Origin of the sequence: Kitasatospora sp. NPDC088548, assembly GCF_044753005.1 — a bacterium.
GTDB lineage: Bacteria > Actinomycetota > Actinomycetes > Streptomycetales > Streptomycetaceae > Kitasatospora.
The window spans coordinates 55,266-71,429 of the sequence record NZ_JBIVMI010000004.1; the positions used below are offsets into that span (position 1 = coordinate 55,266).

The 16,164-nt window shown below is 71.0% G+C and carries 14 protein-coding genes; 12 read left to right on the forward strand and 2 right to left on the reverse strand.

The genetic code is table 11. The annotated features are described in order from the left end of the window. Position 1 precedes the first annotated feature (1 nt). Positions 2 to 1,435, reverse strand: coding sequence for a glycosyltransferase (locus tag ACIP82_RS07765; protein ID WP_400651940.1), 1,434 nt, complete (start codon positions 1,433 to 1,435; stop codon positions 2 to 4). Between the two features lie 174 nt (positions 1,436 to 1,609). Between ACIP82_RS07765 and ACIP82_RS07770 the strand changes: the two genes are divergently transcribed. The 8 genes from ACIP82_RS07770 to rodA all read left to right on the forward strand — a co-directional run bounded on the left by ACIP82_RS07770 (position 1,610) and on the right by rodA (position 10,370). Next, on the forward strand, positions 1,610 to 3,001 hold the full coding sequence (locus ACIP82_RS07770; protein ID WP_363607553.1) for a folylpolyglutamate synthase/dihydrofolate synthase family protein: 1,392 nt from the start codon (positions 1,610 to 1,612) through the stop codon (positions 2,999 to 3,001). Position 3,002: 1 nt separating this feature from the next. Further along, positions 3,003 to 3,347 (forward strand): DUF4233 domain-containing protein, encoded by a 345-nt coding sequence (locus ACIP82_RS07775; protein WP_400651943.1) that lies wholly within the window; start codon positions 3,003 to 3,005, stop codon positions 3,345 to 3,347. A gap of 103 nt (positions 3,348 to 3,450) precedes the next feature. Beyond that, complete coding sequence (gene ndk / locus ACIP82_RS07780; RefSeq protein ID WP_400651945.1) at positions 3,451 to 3,864, forward strand: nucleoside-diphosphate kinase; 414 nt, start codon at positions 3,451 to 3,453, stop codon at positions 3,862 to 3,864. 294 nt (positions 3,865 to 4,158) lie between these two features. Beyond that, positions 4,159 to 5,184: a rod shape-determining protein gene (locus ACIP82_RS07785; RefSeq protein WP_030256393.1), complete on the forward strand. Its 1,026-nt coding sequence runs from the start codon at positions 4,159 to 4,161 to the stop codon at positions 5,182 to 5,184. A 98-nt stretch (positions 5,185 to 5,282) separates the two neighbouring features. Next, the gene (mreC, locus tag ACIP82_RS07790) at positions 5,283 to 6,224 is read left to right on the forward strand and encodes a rod shape-determining protein MreC (protein ID WP_363607550.1); all 942 of its coding nucleotides are present in this window, start codon (positions 5,283 to 5,285) and stop codon (positions 6,222 to 6,224) included. A 3-nt stretch (positions 6,225 to 6,227) separates the two neighbouring features. Beyond that, on the forward strand, positions 6,228 to 6,869 hold the full coding sequence (mreD, locus tag ACIP82_RS07795) for a rod shape-determining protein MreD (protein ID WP_363607549.1): 642 nt from the start codon (positions 6,228 to 6,230) through the stop codon (positions 6,867 to 6,869). Between the two features lie 49 nt (positions 6,870 to 6,918). Further along, positions 6,919 to 9,174 carry a penicillin-binding protein 2 gene (gene mrdA, locus ACIP82_RS07800; RefSeq protein ID WP_400651949.1) on the forward strand — a complete coding sequence of 752 codons (2,256 nt, stop codon included), beginning with the start codon at positions 6,919 to 6,921 and terminating at the stop codon, positions 9,172 to 9,174. Further along, positions 9,171 to 10,370, forward strand: a complete 1,200-nt coding sequence (gene rodA / locus ACIP82_RS07805) for a rod shape-determining protein RodA (RefSeq protein ID WP_363607547.1) — start codon at positions 9,171 to 9,173, stop codon at positions 10,368 to 10,370. Before mrdA ends, rodA begins: the two co-directional genes overlap by 4 nt. A gap of 122 nt (positions 10,371 to 10,492) precedes the next feature. Here rodA and ACIP82_RS07810 read toward each other — a convergent pair whose 3' ends face one another. Then, positions 10,493 to 11,803: a M14 family zinc carboxypeptidase gene (locus tag ACIP82_RS07810; RefSeq protein ID WP_400651951.1), complete on the reverse strand. Its 1,311-nt coding sequence runs from the start codon at positions 11,801 to 11,803 to the stop codon at positions 10,493 to 10,495. Between the two features lie 419 nt (positions 11,804 to 12,222). Between ACIP82_RS07810 and ACIP82_RS07815 the strand changes: the two genes are divergently transcribed. From ACIP82_RS07815 to ACIP82_RS07830, 4 genes are all read left to right on the forward strand, one after another. Continuing rightward, the gene (locus ACIP82_RS07815) at positions 12,223 to 14,148 is read left to right on the forward strand and encodes a TIGR03960 family B12-binding radical SAM protein (RefSeq protein WP_363607545.1); all 1,926 of its coding nucleotides are present in this window, start codon (positions 12,223 to 12,225) and stop codon (positions 14,146 to 14,148) included. A 163-nt stretch (positions 14,149 to 14,311) separates the two neighbouring features. Then, positions 14,312 to 14,518 carry a hypothetical protein gene (locus ACIP82_RS07820; protein WP_400651955.1) on the forward strand — a complete coding sequence of 69 codons (207 nt, stop codon included), beginning with the start codon at positions 14,312 to 14,314 and terminating at the stop codon, positions 14,516 to 14,518. Then, positions 14,519 to 14,944, forward strand: a complete 426-nt coding sequence (locus tag ACIP82_RS07825) for a PIN domain nuclease (RefSeq protein WP_363607543.1) — start codon at positions 14,519 to 14,521, stop codon at positions 14,942 to 14,944. It abuts the gene before it with no gap. Positions 14,945 to 15,117: 173 nt separating this feature from the next. Continuing rightward, complete coding sequence (locus tag ACIP82_RS07830; RefSeq protein ID WP_363607542.1) at positions 15,118 to 15,918, forward strand: TIGR03936 family radical SAM-associated protein; 801 nt, start codon at positions 15,118 to 15,120, stop codon at positions 15,916 to 15,918. Positions 15,919 to 16,164 lie beyond the last annotated feature (246 nt).

Here is a 16,164-nt window from a genome sequence, read left to right on the forward strand (position 1 = left end):
CTCAGGATTCGAGGGCGGTCGGGGCGCCGAGGACGACCTTCTCGGCGTTGCGTCTGGTCTTGGCCCAGCCGTTGCGGCCGAGCAGCAGCCGGACGGCGCCCCGGGTCGCGACCACGAACAGGTGATAGGCGTACAGCCAGAGCAGCGCGCCCCAGAGCAGCCCGGTGAGCCGGCGCCGACCGGGGTGGACGCGCCTGCGGTAGGCGAAGCCCCAGAACACCATCGGCAGGGTCGCGAGCACGAAGGCGGCGGCCATGAACGGCCCGAACCGGAGGTGGAAGTCGGCGGTTTCCTCGGGGAAGAGCGCCAGGCCGGCCAGCGTGATCCCGATCGACAGCGGGGTCAGGACGACCAGCAGCACGCAGACCACGGGCTGCAGGAAGGTGTACATCACCTCGGCCTTGCCGGCCCAGCGGTAGTGCGGCGAGCGCAGCACCCGCCCGGTGTAGCGCAGGCACTGCATGTTGCCCTGGGCCCACCGGGTGCGCTGGGTGAGGAAGCGCCGGAACGACACCAGGCCCTCCTGGGAGACCTGCGCCTCGGTGATGTGGGTCAACCGCCAGCCGGCCAGCCGCAGTTCGAGGCCGGACTCGTAGTCCTCCAGCAGTGCCCGCTCCGGCCAGGGCCGGTTCTGCCGGCCCTCCTCGGCGGTCAGCGAGTCCAGCGCGGTGAGCCGGACGAACTGCCCGTTGCCGCCGAGGCCGACGCTGCCGGTACGCCGGCGCAGCAGCTGCATGCCGGTGTTGTTGGCCTGGAACTCGATGTCCTGCAGCCGTACCAGGGCGCGGGCCAGGGCGTTGACGAGCCGGCCGCGGCCGGGCAGCGGCCGTTCGTCGTCGGCGTTGCGCATCCGGACGCCGATCTGCACGGCGCCGGTGTCGGGGCGGCCCATCGCCTTGTCGGCGCAGACCTGTTCCAGGGTGCCCGGGTCCAGTTCGCCGTCGGCGTCGACCACGCCGAGCACCACCCGGGAGCGGTCGGTGCCCTCGGGCAGCCAGGCGGAGATCTCGCGGTACGCGGCGTTCAGCGCGGCGCCCTTGCCGATCCGGGCGTGCGGGCGCCGGCGCTGGACCAGGTGGATCCGCGGGTCGTGCCCGGCGGCGGCCAGTACCAGGTCGCGGGTGGCGTCCTCGCTGTCGTCGTCGATCACCCACAGATGGGCTTCGGGGGCGCTGCGCCGCAGACCGGCGAGGGTCTGGGTGACCACCGCCTCCTCGTCGCGGCAGGGGATCACCAGGTGCCACCGGAAGGCCGAGGGGTCGCCGGGCTCGGCGGGCCTGGCGTGTGTGAACGCGTGCCGCGAGCCGGCCCAGTAGAGCAGGAAGCGGCCGAACACGAAGACCATGTAGGCGAGCAGCGCCAGGGAGGCCAGCTCGGCGACCCAGACGATCCCGTTCCGGTTGTCCAGGATGTAGTCGCGCACGGCGTCGGGCATGGCGCTGCTCTCCTCATGATCAAAGGTGATTTGTCTCCTTGGGGTGCGAATCGATGCTTCATCGCGTCTGAGACCCGCCGAATCGATAGTAAAAGGGGTAAATCGGAAAGTCTGGGCAAAGTGGCCGTTCTCACCCCGTGAGGGGTGGCCGCCGTCGCTCCGTAGACTGTGGTCGTGAGCGACAAGGCCGACCCGAACCCGTACACCCTCCGCCCCGCCGACGGCGGCTCCGGCGACGCCCTGCGCGACGTCGAGCTGGAGCTGTCCAAGCGCTGGCCGGAGAACAAGCTGGAGCCCTCGCTCGACCGGATCGAGGCGCTGATGGACATCCTGGGCCAGCCCCAGCGGTCCTTCCCCTCCATCCACATCACCGGCACCAACGGCAAGACCTCCACCGCCCGGATGATCGAGCAGCTGCTGAACACCTTCGAGCTGCGCACCGGCCGCTACACCAGCCCGCACGTGGAGTCCGTCACCGAGCGGATCTCCCTGGACGGCGCCCCGATCAGCCCCGAGCGGTTCGTCGAGGTCTACCGGGACATCGAGCCGTACGTGCGGATGGTCGACGAGCGCGAGCCGGTCGCGATGTCCTTCTTCGAGGTGCTGACCGGCATGGCCTACGCGGCCTTCGCCGACGCCCCGGTGGACGTCGCCGTGGTCGAGGTCGGCATGGGTGGCTCCTGGGACGCCACCAATGTGATCGACGCCGCCGTCGCGGTGATCACCCCGATCTCCCTGGACCACACCGACAAGCTGGGCGGGACCACCGGCGAGATCGCGGTCGAGAAGTCCGGGATCATCAAGTCCGGCGCGGTCGCCGTCGTCGCCCAGCAGCAGCTGGACGCCGCCCAGACCATCCTCAAGCGCGCCGTCGAGGTGGACGCCACGGTGGCCCGCGAGGGCATGGAGTTCGGCGTGATCCGCCGTGAGGTCGCCATCGGCGGGCAGCTGGTGACGCTGCGTGGGCTCGGCGGCGAGGAGTACGAGGACGTCTTCATCCCGCTGCACGGCGCCCACCAGGCGCACAACGCGGCACTCGCGCTCGGCGCGGTCGAGGCCTTCTTCGGCGTGGGCGGCGCCCGCGGCGGGCAGTTGGACGTGGACAAGGTGCGCCACGCGTTCTCCGGCGTCTCCTCCCCGGGCCGCCTGGAGGTCGTCCGCCGCAGCCCCACGATTCTGCTGGACGCCGCGCACAACCCGCACGGTGCCGAGGCGACCGTCGCCGCGATCGGCGAGTCCTTCGGTTTCACCCGGCTGGTCGGCGTGATCGGCACCAGCGGCGACAAGGACGTGGCGGGCCTGCTGGAGGCCTTCGAGCCGGTCCTCGCCGAGGTCGTGGTCACCCAGAACTCCACCCATCGCGCGATGGACGCGGACGCCCTGGCCGCGATCGCCGTCGAGATCTTCGGCGAGGACCGCGTCCAGGTCGAGCCCCGCCTCGACGACGCCATCGCCGCCGCCGTCACCCTGGCCGAGGAGGAGGGCGACCTCGGCGGCGCCGGGGTGCTGGTCACCGGTTCGGTCATCACGGTGGGCGAGGCCCGCCTGCTGCTCGGGAGGAAGTGACATGAGGACGCTCTGCTCCTCGACGCTGATCGGCGAGGCGCTGGTGGTGCTCTTCGCCGCCCTGGTGGCGATGCAGCTCTCCGACGTCCCCACCGCCACGGTGTGGACGGTCACCGGTGTCGCCATGGCGCTGTGCATCCTGCTCTGCGGCATGATCAACCGCCCCGGCGCGGTGGCGATCGGCTGGGCGCTGCAGGTCGGCCTGGTCGCCAGCGGGTTCGTCCTGCCGACGATGTTCGGCCTCGGCGTGGTCTTCGCCGGCCTCTGGTGGTGCTCGGTGCACTACGGCCGCAAGATCGACGAGTTCAAGGCCGCCCGTACGGCGGCCGAGGCCGCCCAGGCCTAGGCCGCGGGGGCAGCCCGGGCGGGCTTCCGGGCTGCTCACGCAAGGTAATCTCTGGGGTAGTCGCGTATATCGCACGCCGAACCGATTACCCAGGAGACGCACCGTGTCCCAGCGCACTCTCGTCCTGCTCAAGCCCGACGCCGTCAAGCGCGGCCTGGCCGGCGAGATCATCAGCCGCATCGAGCGCAAGGCCGGCTGGCGGCTCACCGCGGTCGAACTGCGCACCTTCGACCGGGCGACGCTGGAGCAGCACTACGCGGAGCACATCGGCCGCCCGTTCTACGAGCCGCTGCTGGAGTTCATGACCTCCGGCCCGTCGCTCGCGCTGATCGTCGAGGGCGAGGAGGTCGTCCGCGGCATCCGCATGCTGGCCGGTGCGACCAACCCGCTGGAGGCCGGTGCCGGCACCATCCGCGGCGACTACGCGACCATCACCCGGGAGAACCTGATCCACGCCTCGGATTCCGAGGCCTCCGCCGAGCGCGAGATCAAGATCTTCTTCCCGGCGCACGCCTAGGACCTTGGACTGCCCCGGTCGGGACCATTGGCCCGGCCGGGGCATTCTTATCGTGAAATAGGGAACTAGGGGTGCCGACACGGCGTCCCAATGCCCGGAGAAGCGATCACGCTCCGGACAATGGACGGTACGCCCCACGTCGACGTCCGTACGGGCAGGCGTGACTACGATGGACGCGACTCAAGGGCTTGGTACGGCTGCCGAGCCGGTCTCCGCCCTGGGCACGCGCTTTCGTCCACCCCCCCCGCAATGACTCCGAGCCCGGGAAGGCACCTACACCCCATGGCCAACAACCTGTCGTTCATCGGCCGCGACTTGGCGATCGACCTCGGAACTGCCAACACGCTGGTGTACGTCAGGGGCAAGGGGATCGTCCTCAACGAGCCGTCCGTCGTCGCGGTCAACACCAACACCGGTGGGATCCTGGCGGTCGGGGCCGAGGCGAAGAAGATGATCGGCCGGACGCCGGGCAACATCGTCGCCATCCGCCCGCTGAAGGACGGCGTGATCGCCGACTTCGAGATCACCGAGCGGATGCTCCGCTACTTCATCCTCAAGATCCACCGCCGCCGCTACCTGGCCCGCCCGCGGGTCGTGGTCTGCGTGCCCTCCGGTATCACCGGGGTCGAGCGCCGCGCCGTGATCGAGGCCTCCTCGCAGGCCGGCGCGCGCCAGGTGCACATCATCGAGGAGCCGATGGCCGCCGCGATCGGCGCCGGGCTGCCCGTCCACGAGGCCACCGGCAACATGGTGGTCGACATCGGCGGCGGCACCACCGAGGTCGCCGTGATCTCACTCGGCGGCATCGTCACCGCGCAGTCCATCCGGGTCGCCGGCGACGAGCTGGACAACGCCATCGTCCAGCACATCAAGAAGGAGTACTCGCTGCTCCTGGGCGAGCGCAGCGCCGAGCAGATCAAGATGAGCATCGGCTCCGCCTTCGGGCTGGAGGGCGAGAAGGACGAGCACGCCGAGATCCGCGGCCGCGACCTGGTCAGCGGCCTGCCCAAGACCGTCGTCATCTCGGCCGCCGAGGTCCGTGAGGCCATCGACGAGCCGGTCAACTCCATCATCGACGCGGTCAAGACCACCCTCGACCAGTGCCCGCCCGAGCTGGCCGGCGACGTCATGGACCGGGGCATCGTGCTCACCGGCGGCGGCGCCCTGCTGCGCGGTCTCGACGAGCGGCTGCGCCGCGAGACCGGCATGCCGATCCACATCGCGGAGAACCCGCTGGACTCGGTGGCCCTCGGCTCCGGCAAGTGCGTCGAGGAGTTCGAGGCGCTTCAGCAGGTGCTGGACGCCCAGCCGCGTCGTTAGCAGTACCGAGAAAAACCTGTCAGTCAACTGAACGGCCCCCGCCCGGGCCCCACAGCCAGGGGTGGGGGGCCAAGGTACGAAGGGGCAGTACCAGCACCGTGAGGGATACACGAGAGAGCCGGCTGCTGCTCATCCTGCTGGTGGCCGTCGCCTTCGCGCTGATCACCGTCGACATCAAGGGCGGTGAGAGCTCTCCGCTCGGCGGCGCCCGGCGCACCGCCGCCGCCGTCCTCGGCCCCGTCGAGCGCGCCGCCGCCACCGTGGTCGACCCGGTGGCCGACACCGTCCGCGCGTTCCGCGACACCGCCACCCACAGCGGCCGCGCCGACCAGCTCGCGCGCGAGAACACCGAGCTGCGCCAGAAGCTCGCCTCCTCCGACATGGCGGCAGGCCGCACCAAGCAGCTCGACGACCTGCTGCGCACCGCGGGCTCCGGCGGCTACACGGTCAAGGCCGCCCAGGTGATCGCGATCGGTCCGGCCCAGGGCTTCTCCTGGACCATCACCATCGACGCCGGCAGCGACGACGGGCTCAGCCGGGACATGACGGTGATCAACGGTCAGGGGCTGGTCGGCCGGATCACCACCGTGGCGCCGACCACGTCCACCGTGCTGCTGGCCTCCGATCCCGGCTTCAGCGCCGGTACCCGGCTGGAGGGCACCGGCGAGATCGGGTTCGCCTCGGGGCAGGGCACCGGCCCGATGAAGGTCTCCCTGCTCAACGGCAAGGCCCAGGTCAAGGAGGGGGACCGGCTGGTCTCCTTCGGCTCGCAGAGCGGCCGCCCGTTCGTGCCCGGCGTCCCGGTCGGCAAGGTGGTCGAGGTCGAGGCGAACCCGGGCCAGCTGACCAAGACCATCCTGGTCGAGCCCTTCGTCCAGTTCACCCGGCTCGACCTGGTCGGCGTGGTGGTCGTGGCGCCGCGCACCGACCCTCGCGACGCCGTCCTGCCGCCCGTGCCGGCCGCCGCCCAGGGGCAGGCCCCGGCCCCCGCGGCCCCCGGCGCCGCCGTCCCGCCCGCCAAGACCACTGGGGGGAACTGAGCCATGCGCCTCGCCCGCATCCCCGTCTCCGCCGTCCTGATCCTGCTCGGCCTGATCCTCCAGGTCAGCGTCTTCGGCCGGCTCCAACTCCCCGGCGCCACACCGGACATACTGCTGCTCGTGGTGGTCGGCCTGGCCATGGTGTACGGGCCCACCGGCGGTTGCCTGGTCGGGTTCGCCGCCGGGCTGCTGGCCGACCTCGCGCCGCCGTCCGACCACGCGATCGGCCGCTACGCGCTGGTGCTCTGCCTGATGGGCTACGCCGCCGGACTGCTCCGCCAGGACCACGGCCGCCAGCGCTCGGTCTCCGGCGCGCTGCTGGTGGTGGCCGCCGCGGCGGTCGCCTCCACCCTGCTGTACGCGATGGTCGGCGCCCTGGTCGGCGACACCGCCGCCCGCCATGTCGGCCTGGGCGGACTGGTCTTCAGCGCCCTGCTGTACGACCTGCTGCTGGCGCCGTTCGTGGTACCGGTGGTGATGCTGATCGGGCGCCGCTTCGGGCGCGACCCGGTGGCCGCCGCCAGCGGTGACGACGAGGGCGGTCCGGGGATGGGCTCGCTGGCCCGCTACCGCACCACCCGTGAGACCTCGAAGGGCCCGTCGTACCGGAAGCGGCGCTCGCTCGGCTTCGCCAAGCGCCCGTAGCCCGTCCGACCATGACCCCCGGAACCCCGCACCCTGGAGCGCACGAGACGTGAGCAACATCCCCGAGACCGGCCGTACCCGGCGGGTGACGATCCGTCTGGTGGTGCTGCAGATCCTGGTGCTGTCGCTGCTCGCCACCCTCGGCGGACGGCTCTGGTACCTGCAGATCCGCAACGCCAGCGTCTACACCGCCAAGGCGACCGGCAACCACATCCGCGAGGTGGTCGAGCCGGCCGTGCGCGGCGAGATCCTGGACGCCTCGGGCCGCGTCCTGGCCGGCAACGAGACCCGGCTGGTGGTCTCGGTCAGCCGGACGTCGCTGATGCAGCAGAAGGACAGCGGCAAGGCGGTGCTCAGCCGGCTGGCCGAGGTGCTCGGCATGCCGGCGAAGGACGTCCAGGAGAAGGTCCGGCTCTGTGACGCCAAGACGCCGCAGCCCTGCTGGAACGGTTCGCCCTACCAGCCGATCCCGGTCACCAAGGACGCGACCACGCAGCAGGCGATGCAGATAATGGAGCGCCGCGAGGACTTCCCCGGGGTCACCGCGCAGCCCACCGCCCTGCGCCACTACACCGGCGTCGAGGGCGCCAACATGGCCCAGGTACTCGGCTACCTCTCGCCGGTGACGGACGACGAGGTCGGCAAGACCGCCGACAAGACCGGTCTGGACCGCTACCTGCCGGCCGACCAGATCGGCCGGGCCGGGCTGGAGTCGGTGTACGACCGCGACCTGCGCGGCACCGCCGGGATCACCAAGCTGGAGGTGGACAACCTCGGCCGGGTGATCGGCACCGCCGGCACGGAGGCACCGCAGACCGGCAACAACCTGGTCACCAGCATCGACGCCCGGGTGCAGAAGGTCGTCGAGGACAACCTGGTGCAGGCGATGGCCGACGCCCGGAAGACCTTCGACAAGGTGACCAACCGCAACTACGAGGCCGACTCCGGCGCCGCCGTCGTGATGGACGTGCACACCGGGCGGATCGTGGCGATGGCCAGCGCCCCGACGTACGACCCCAACCTCTGGGTCGGCGGCATCAGCGGCAAGGACTACCAGTCGCTGACCAGCAAGGATTCCAACTTCCCGCTGCTGAACCGGGCCATACAGGGTCAGTCGGCCCCCGGTTCGACCTTCAAGGTGATCTCCACCACCGCCGCCGTGCAGGCCGGTTACCCACTGGACGGGACGTACCCGTGCCCGAAGAGCATGGCCATCGGCGGCCGTGAGTTCAAGAACTTCGAGAGCGAGAGCTTCGGCTCGATCTCCCTGGAGAAGGCCCTCGAGGTCTCCTGCGACACCGTCTTCTACGGTCTGGCGTACGACCAGTGGACGAAGGACGGCGGCATCAAGCCGAAGAAGGACCCGGCGGACTGGTTCTACAAGACCGCCCACGAGTTCGGCCTCGGCGCGAAGACCGGCATCGACCTGCCCAGTGAGGTCACCGGCCGGGTGCCCGACCGGCAGTGGAAGCAGTCCTTCTACGACAACAACAAGGACGCCTGGTGCAAGCAGGCGGAGAAGGGCGGCAACAGCTTCTCCGACCAGATCGCCCGGGAGAACTGCGTCGACGGCTACCAGATGCGTGCCGGTGACTCGGTCAACTTCGCGATCGGCCAGGGCGACACCCTCGTCACCCCGATCCAGATGGCCCGGATCTACGCGGCGCTGGCCAACGGCGGCACCTTCTACCGGCCCACCGTCGCCAAGGCGGTGATGAGCCCGAGCGGGGACCTCGTCCGTGAGATCGCCCCGCACGAGGACGGCAAGCTGCCCGGCGACCAGAAGCTGCTGAGCTACATCGACCAGGCCACCGCGGGCGTGGTCAACAACGGCACCGCCGCCTGGAAGTTCACCGGCGCGGGCTGGCCGCAGGGCAAGATCGAGCTGCACGCCAAGACCGGCACCGCCGAGGTCGAGGGCAAGCAGACCACCTCCTGGCTGACCACGTACAGCGACGACTACGCGGTCGTGATGACGATAAGCCAGGGTGGCACCGGCTCCGGCGGCTCCGGTGACGCGATCCGCCGGATCTACCAGTCGCTGTACGGCGTGGACGACAAGGGCAACATCGACAACGGCAAGGCGCTGCTGCCCAAGCCGCAGGCCGAGCTGCCGAAGTTCAACCCGGACGGCACCGCGATCATCAAGCCGGCCGCGTTCACGGTGGACGGCGACCCGGGTGTCACCGGCGGCTCGCCGCAGGTCTTCCTGGACCCGGCGCAGCCGACCGGCCCGCTGACCGTCTTCACCGCGGCGGACGCCGCGCTCGAACCCACCCGGGGCACAGGAAGGAGCCGGGCGTGACCTTCTACGGTTCGTACCGTCAGCTGCGGCTCGCCCCGCAGCGCAGCGGGGTGTCGAAGGCCCTCGCCAAGGACTCGCCGATCTGGCGGCTGGACTGGATACTGCTGCTGGCCGCGCTGACCCTCTCGGCGGGCAGTTCGCTGCTGATCTGGTCGGCCACCCGGGGGCGGGACTCGCTCACCCACGGCGACCCGCAGTACTTCCTGTACCGGCACCTGACCAACCTGCTGGTCGGGCTGGCGCTGTGCGCGGTGGTGATAGGGATAGGGAGCCGGCGCTTCCGGACCTTGGTGCCGTTCCTGTACGTCGGCGTGATCCTGATGCTGCTGGCGACGCTCAGCCCGCTGGGGTCGACCATCAACGGCGCGCACTCCTGGATCCAGTTCGGCGGCGGCTTCTCGATCCAGCCCGCCGAGTTCGCCAAGCTGTCGATCGTGCTGGCGATGGCGGTGGTGCTGTCGGACCAGGTGGACGCGGGGGAGCGGGAGTTCCCCTCGCACCGGGCGGTGTTCCGCGGGCTGGTCTGGGCGACCGTGCCGATGGCGGTCGTGATGCTGATGCCGGACGCCGGCTCGGTGATGGTGATGGCCGCCATCGTGCTGGGCATCCTGCTGGGCTCCGGGGCCGCCAACCGCTGGGTGTTCGGGCTGCTGCTGGCGGGCGCGGGCGGCTGTGTGGCGATCTGGAAGCTCGGGGTGCTGAGCAAGTACCAGATCGACCGCTTCGCCGCCTTCGCCAACCCGGCGCTGGACCCGTCCGGGGTCGGCTACAACACCGCGCAGGCCCGCATCGCGATCGGTTCGGGCGGGCTGACCGGCAAGGGCCTGTTCCACGGGACGCAGACCACCGGCCAGTTCGTGCCGGAGCAGCAGACCGACTTCGTCTTCACGGTGGCCGGTGAGGAACTGGGCTTCCTCGGGGCGCTGGCGATCATCCTGCTGCTCGGCGTGGTGCTCTGGCGGGCCTGCCGGATCGCGCGGCACGCCACCGACCTGTACGGCACCATCGTGGCGGCCGGGGTGGTGGCCTGGTTCTCCTTCCAGGCGTTCGAGAACATAGGGATGTGCCTGGGCATCATGCCGGTGGCGGGCATCCCGCTGCCGTTCGTCTCCTACGGCGGGTCGTCGATGTTCGCGGTCTGGGTGGCGATCGGGCTGTTGCAGGCGGTGCAGAGCCAGCGGCCGATAGCGGCCTGAGCGGTTGCGGGATGTGCCGGCGGGGCCGGTCCGGGATCTCCGGGCCGGCCCCGCCGGTTTTCCGTGCGCGGTGCCGCTGTCTCGTCCGGGGTGACCGTCAACTCGCCTGTTGAGTCTGGTCGTTAGGGGGTAGCCGGGCAGGGGTGCAGGCAGTCGGCGGCGGCCAGGACGGCGCGGGTCTGGTGGGCGGTCTGGGTCTCCACCGGGACCCAGCGGGCACCGAAGCGGTGGCGCAGCTGGTCCAGGCTCTCGGCGACGATCCCGTGTGCGCGTTCGCGGGCCGCGTCCGCGGCCGGGCCGCCGGTGTCCGCCAGCAGCCGCAGCAGCATCGACGCCACCCGCACCGGGATGCGGGCCGCGACGATCCCGGCGGTGGCCACCCGGGAGACCGAGAGGGGCTGCTCGCACCACCGGGCCAGCCACTCGTCGGCCAGCGGCGGGCAGACCTCCAGGTTGAACTCGGTGGTGCGCACCAGTGGACCGTAGGCGGCCCGGGCGTGCGGCGGGACGTGGGCGAGCAGTGCGGTCAGCTCCTCGGCGCGCTCCCGCAGCGTCCGGGCGGCGGCGCCCACGGCCCGGCGGGCGGCCGGGTGCGGGCGGGCGTCGCCGACCGCGTCGACGGCCCACATCGGCACCTCCAGTACGGCCGTCACCCCGCCGTGCCGGCCGGCGTACGACCAGGTGGAGAGCTCGGGTTCGTCGGGCAGTGCCCGGGAGAGGCCGGCGCCGCCGGGCGCGGGCATCAGATACGTCCCGGGGGCGGGGCTGGCCCAGCCGACGGCGTCGTAGGCGTCGACGTCCAGCGGGATGCCGCCGTGCGCCACCGAGCGGGTGAACCGTTCGGACAGGCCGGGGACGGGCCGGGTCAGCTGGACGAACGCGCCGCCGAAGTCCACACCGTGCAGGGAGCATTGGAGGAACGGGCGGAGTTCGTCGAGCAGGCCGGTCAGGGCCAGGCTCTCCGGCATCGGCGCCCGGTCGGCGTCGGCGGGCGGCAGCAGCTCGGGCTGTTCCTCGAACGCGGGCCGGAAGAAGTGCTCGTAGTGGCGGCGCATGGTGAGCGGCCCGTCCAGCCAGCCGGAGTTGAGGGCGGCGCCGTCCGGGTCCAGGCAGAGCAGGATGTGCCAGGAGACGCCCGGTTTGGCCGGCCGGTCCAGCAGTTGCCCGGCCAGCCGCAGTGCGCTGGCGACGCCCACCGGCTCGTTGGGGTGCGGGCCGCCGACCACCAGGACGGCCCGTGGGCCGTCGTCCACGGAGAGCAGCGTCAGCGGCCGCCCGGCCCGGGACCGGCCGGCCTCGCGCAGCCGGCAGCGGTCGGGGTGCCGCCGGGCCAGCCGGTGGGCCGCCGCGTCCACCTCCGCCACCCCGGGGTACCGGTCCACGGGCCCGTGCGGGTGGCCGGTGTGGCGTACCCGCCGGCCGGTGTCGGTCATGGCTCTCCTTGCGTCGGGCGCCCGGCGGGTGGCGCGTCACCGCTGTGCGCGGCCGGTGACCGTCCGGCGTGGCGGTGGCGCGGCCGGTCGCCGCAACTCCCTTGTCGGGACGGGACGCAGAGCTTCCGGATTGGAGCCTTGCCAGTACCGCACGCGGCTTCCGGGCATGTCAACAGCCGATGGCCCGGGGACATCGGGCGGTGGTCGGGCCCCGGGGCGGGGCCGGGGCGCCGGGAGTGCGGCCCCGCCGGACCACTCCCCGGCCGTGCCCGGACCGCTCCCGGGTGGCCGGACGCGGACGTCGGAAGGCTCCGGGATTCGGCTACCCTTGAGGGTCACCCCTCCCAAAACAGTCGCCCACCACCCGACCGGGATCAGATGCGCGCGACACCTTTCAACGTCGTAAGGGTTCCTAGTACATGACTGTCGAATCGGTCTTCCCACGCCTGGAGGCCCTCCTCCCGCACGTCCAGAAGCCGATCCAGTACGTCGGCGGCGAGCTCAACTCGACCGTCAAGGACTGGGACGCCTGCGACGTCCGTTGGGCGCTGATGTACCCCGACGCCTACGAGGTGGGCCTGCCCAACCAGGGCGTCATGATCCTCTACGAGGTGCTCAACGAGCGCGAGGGCGTGCTGGCCGAGCGGACGTACAGCGTCTGGCCGGACCTGGAGGCGCTGATGCGCGAGCACGACGTCCCGCAGTTCACGGTGGACGCCCACCGGCCGGTGCGGGCCTTCGACGTGTTCGGGCTCTCCTTCTCCACCGAGCTCGGCTACACCAACATGCTGGCCGCGCTCGACCTCGCGGGCATCCCGCTGAACGCCGCGGACCGCACCGACGAGGACCCGATCGTGCTGGCCGGCGGCCACGCCGCGTTCAACCCCGAGCCGATCGCGGACTTCATCGACTGCGCGGTGGTCGGCGACGGCGAGCAGGCCGTCCTCGACATCACCGGGATCATCCGCGGCTGGAAGGCCGAGGGCCGCCCGGGCGGGCGCGACGAGCTGCTGCTGCGCCTGGCGCGCACCGGCGGGGTGTACGTGCCCAGGTTCTACGACGTGGAGTACCTGGCCGACGGCCGGATCGGCCGCGTGGTGCCGAACGCCCCGGGCGTGCCGTGGCGGGTCTCCAAGCACACCGTGATGGACCTCGACGAGTGGCCCTACCCCAAGCAGCCGCTCGTCCCGCTCGCCGAGACCGTGCACGAGCGGATGTCCGTCGAGATCTTCCGCGGCTGCACCCGCGGCTGCCGTTTCTGCCAGGCCGGCATGATCACGCGCCCCGTGCGGGAGCGAAGCATCACCGGCATCGGGGAGATGGTCGAGCGCGGGCTGAAGGCCACCGGCTTCGAGGAGGTCGGTCTGCTGTCGCTGTCCAGCGCCGACCACACCGAGATCGGTGACCTGGCCAAGGGCCTGGCGGACCGCTACACCGAGGACAAGATCGGCCTCTCGCTGCCGTCCACCCGGGTGGACGCCTTCAACATCGACCTCGCCAACGAGCTGACCCGCAACGGCCGCCGCTCGGGTCTCACCTTCGCCCCGGAGGGCGGCAGTGAGCGCATCCGCAAGGTGATCAACAAGATGGTGTCGGAGGAGGACCTGATCCGCACCGTCGCCACCGCGTACGGCAACGGCTGGCGTCAGGTGAAGCTGTACTTCATGTGCGGCCTGCCCACCGAGACCGACGAGGACGTGCTCCAGATCGGCGAGATGGCGAAGAACGTCATCCAGAAGGGCCGCGAGGTCACCGGGCAGAACGACATCCGCTGCACCGTCTCCATCGGCGGGTTCGTGCCCAAGCCGCACACCCCGTTCCAGTGGGCCCCGCAGCTGTCCGCCGAGGCCACCGACGCCCGCCTGGCCAAGCTGCGCGACTCCATCCGCGGCGACCGCAAGTACGGCAAGAACATCGGCTACCGCTACCACGACGGCAAGCCCGGCATCGTCGAGGGCCTGCTCTCCCGCGGCGACCGCCGCATCGGCGCCGTGATCCGGGCCGTCTACGACGACGGCGGCCGCTTCGACGGGTGGCGTGAGCACTTCTCGTACGACCGCTGGATGGCCTCCGCCGAGAAGGGCCTGGCCGGTACCGGTGTCGACGTGGACTGGTACACCACCCGCGAGCGCACCTACGAGGAGGTGCTGCCCTGGGACCACCTGGACAGCGGCCTCGACAAGGACTGGCTCTGGGAGGACTGGCAGGACGCCCTCGAAGAGGTCGAGGTCGACGACTGCCGCTGGACCCCGTGCTTCGACTGCGGCGTCTGCCCGCAGATGCAGACGGAGATCCAGATCGGCCCCACCGGCAAGAAGCTGCTGCCGCTGACCGTGGTCAAGTAGAGCCTGACTTTCCTCGATCCCCGGCCGGACACCTCCGGCCGGGGATCGGTCGTTTCCGGACATCACTCGATTTGATGTTGGTATATATGAATCGCGGCCACGAGTATAGAATCTACGCAAATCAATGGGTGGATGAAGGGTGGTATACCGTATGGCCAAAACCATGATCGACGTCGATGAAGAGGCGCTGGCCCTGGCGGCCCAGGCGCTGGGAACCAAGACGAAGAAGGACACGGTCAACGCCGCACTGGCGGAGGTGGGCCTCCGGGCGCGGCGCCGACGGGCCCGGGAACGCATGCGCGAGCTGGCGGCCGACGGTGTGTTCGACGCGGTGCTGGAACCGGGGTTCAAGGAAGAGGTATGGCGCTGAATGAGCGGTGCGGAGCAGTTCCTGATCGACACATCGGCCCACGTCCGGATCGTCAGGCCGGACCTGGACGAGGTGTGGGGCGAGGTGATCGACCAGGGGCGGGTCGGGCTCTGTGAGCCGACCGAAGCGGAACTGTGCTACTCGGCGAGATCCAAGGGGCATTTCGCCGACCTCAAGGCGGCGTTGGCCGACATGTACGTCTGGCGTCCGGTGCCGGACGGCGCCTGGCGGACGCTGCTCGCGATCCAGGAACGGCTCGTCGAGGCCGGTCAGCACCCCTCGGCCGGGATCGCCGACCTGCTGGTCGCCGTCACCGCGATGCACCACGGCCTGACCGTGCTGCACTACGACCGGGACTTCGAGACCATCGCCAGGCACACCGACCTCCGGGCTCAGTGGCTGGCCGAGCCCGGTTCGCTCGACTGACAGCCACCGGCTCTGAGCAGGGGCGGAGCGAGGGGGGTGCGGGGGCGCGTACCCTTTGAGGTGACAGAGTCCGGACAGTGGCGGGAAAGCGCCACGTCGGACGGGGACAACTGACTAAGGACTGAGCGACCCTGGCACGCCGTACGCCCGACGGTCCTCCGCCCGCGCCGACGGTGCAGCGGATCCGTCTCCGCTACACCAAGCGCGGCCGGCTCCGCTTCACCAGCCACCGCGACTTCCAGCGCGCCTTCGAGCGCGCACTGCGCCGGTCGGCCGTGCCGATGGCCTATTCGGCCGGCTTCACTCCGCACCCCAAGGTCTCCTACGCCAACGCCGCCCCGACCGGGGTGGCGAGTGAGGCGGAGTACCTGGAGATCGGCCTCGCCGCCGTCCGCGACCCGGAGGAGCTGCGTGCGCAGCTCGACGAGTCGCTGCCGAACGGCCTGGACATCACCGACGCGGTCGAGGTCAGGACACCGAACTTCGTGGAGCGCCTGGAGGCCTCCGAGTGGCAGGTCCGGCTGGACGGTGTCACCCCGGAGGAGGCGGCCCGCGCGGCCGCCGTTTTCCTGGCCGAGGAGCGGGTCGAGGTCGAACGTCTCACCAAGAACGGCGTGCGGGTCTTTGACGCGCGCGGTGCGGTGGCGGCGCTCGAGGTCGCCTCGCCGCAGGTGGACGACGGTGCGGACACGGAGGGCGAAAGGGTCCACGATGTTCGGACCGGCCGTCCCTGTGCGATACTGCGCCTGGTAGTACGACACGCCACACCCGCCGTACGACCCGACGACGTATTGTCCGGTCTCCGTGCGACGGCCGACCTGGCGCCGCCGGTCCCCGCAGAGGTGACCAGGCTGGCGCAGGGGCCGTTCGACGAGGAGACCGGCACGGTGACCGACCCGCTGGCGCTCGACCGCGCCGCGGCCCCGGCCGGCCCTGTGATGGCCGGCGAGCCGCGCGCAACCGCGTCCGCCTAGCGGGCGGAGGCCGGGTCCAGTGCCTCACTGGACCCGTTGGCCCTCCAGGCCCCCGCGGCTCCCCAGGGGAGCGAGCGTCGTCGAAGCACAGGCCGGCCTCTTGTGGCCCGCCGACCCCGATGGTCGGTGGGCCCGAGGACCCCGTCCGGGAGCCACCCGGGGTTGGGGAACGGCACAGCTTGGGAAAACCTCAGAAGACTGGTCAGACCAGAAGACTTTCGACACCCCGCCGAGTGCGGGGCGCCG

Coding starts and splice junctions, on each gene's coding strand:
- ACIP82_RS07810 (WP_400651951.1), bottom strand. CDS start 11,803: ATGACCGACACCGGCCGGCGGGTACGCCACACCGGCCACCCGCACGGG.
- ACIP82_RS07765 (WP_400651940.1), bottom strand. CDS start 1,435: ATGCCCGACGCCGTGCGCGACTACATCCTGGACAACCGGAACGGGATC.
- ACIP82_RS07820 (WP_400651955.1), top strand. CDS start 14,312: ATGATCGACGTCGATGAAGAGGCGCTGGCCCTGGCGGCCCAGGCGCTG.
- ACIP82_RS07775 (WP_400651943.1), top strand. CDS start 3,003: ATGAGGACGCTCTGCTCCTCGACGCTGATCGGCGAGGCGCTGGTGGTG.
- ACIP82_RS07825 (WP_363607543.1), top strand. CDS start 14,519: ATGAGCGGTGCGGAGCAGTTCCTGATCGACACATCGGCCCACGTCCGG.
- ACIP82_RS07815 (WP_363607545.1), top strand. CDS start 12,223: ATGACTGTCGAATCGGTCTTCCCACGCCTGGAGGCCCTCCTCCCGCAC.
- mreD (WP_363607549.1), top strand. CDS start 6,228: ATGCGCCTCGCCCGCATCCCCGTCTCCGCCGTCCTGATCCTGCTCGGC.